Here is a 1439-nt window from a genome sequence, read left to right as displayed (position 1 = left end):
ACGTTCTGCGGAGCCAGTTCGCGGGCGATCTGCAGTTTCCGGACGACATTCCCCGAAAGGTATTCGCTTTTGAGCTGGATTTCCCGCGTGACCGGTTCCTCGAAAAACTCGCCGGAGGCCAGCAGCAGTTTCAGGGCTTCTGCCTGATTGAGCTTCACCAGCTCCGCAACGTATTCCATGTCAATCCGGTGCCGGTAGGCGTGGGAGATCAGGCCCGCCTGTACGATGTCCTCTGCCGAATCCGGTTCTTTCCACGGGTGCTGCGTTCGCTTGAAATAGATGTCGCCCTTTTCGTAGACCAGCTTATGCGTTTTGATGCCGTCAAGCGTCGTTTCCACCACCTTGCGGATGTTTTCGGTCGCAGCGAGTTTCAGATAATCCGGATCCTCCTGCATATTGCGGTGGACGATCCGGTTGTTGAGGCGGCCGAACTGCCTGATATGGTAGTCGTATTGACGGTTCAGCAGGGCCCGCTTCCCTTCGATGGCGATGGCGGCGGCCTGCGGGTCGAGCTGAAGCGCCAGCAGGGTGTTCAAGGTCTCCTTGAAGTCGATGAAGTGTTCCAGCTTGCGCCGTTCGTTGCCGGAAAACTCCCGTCCGTTCCTGTCGGTGAACAGTACTCCCCGGTGGTTGCGGCACTGCCAGATGCGGTTGTCAAACTGGAACAGGGTGTATTCGCGCATGGGATACGGCAGTTCGACTTCCAGAGGTTGTTCTCCGGTGTCTCCGAAGAGATCGGGCTCCGGCTGTTCGACCTGCTGTACTGCCAGCTCCGGCACGGTCAGAAGTTCCGCCAGCGGCCGGCTGAACGGCAGGATAGTGGCGTTGCCGCCCCTGCCGTACATCTTCCCGGTATTGGACGGAGTTCCGAGAACCATTTCCGGATGGGCGGCAAAATATTCATTCACCCGCATGATTCCGGTGTGGTCCGGCGTCTCAATCGCTTGGAGTTCAAGGAATTTTTCCCTGTTTTCCGCTCCCTTCTGCAATATCAGGATATCCGCGACCACTTCGGTGCCAACCTCTTCGAATGCGGTGTTCGGCAGGCGGATCGCGGCAAGCAAGGCGGCTCTCGAAGCGAAGTTGCCTCTGGCATTGACCGACTTGGAATCCATCGTGGAGGCGGAGGTCAGCAGAATCGCCAGCCCGCCCGGCTTCAGCGCGTCCAGTGCGCGCGCAATGCAGTAATTGTGCAGGTTGTAGCCGACATAATCCGAATCGTGCGGCCCGACCTGATCGAACGGAACATTGCCGATGACCAGATCCAGCGAATTGCGTTTAATCAATGTTTTGGCGAGATCATCGATGATGATTCGCGCATTCGGATAGAGTTGCCGCATGATCCGCCCTGAGATGTCGTCGATTTCCACCGCCGTGAAGCGGCCGCGGATCTGTTCCGGCATCATTCCGATAAAGTGGCCGACGCCGGCGCCGAACTC

General features: G+C 58.0%; 1 pseudogene. It reads right to left on the bottom strand.

The window, feature by feature from the left end:
• Positions 1-1439 (bottom strand): annotated as a pseudogene (locus C8D82_RS21470) (hypothetical protein); the annotation flags it as partial.

Source organism: Victivallis vadensis (assembly GCF_003096415.1).
Lineage (GTDB): Bacteria > Verrucomicrobiota > Lentisphaeria > Victivallales > Victivallaceae > Victivallis > Victivallis vadensis.
Note: the sequence above shows the minus strand (reverse complement) of the source record. Positions and strands in the feature narration are given on the sequence as shown.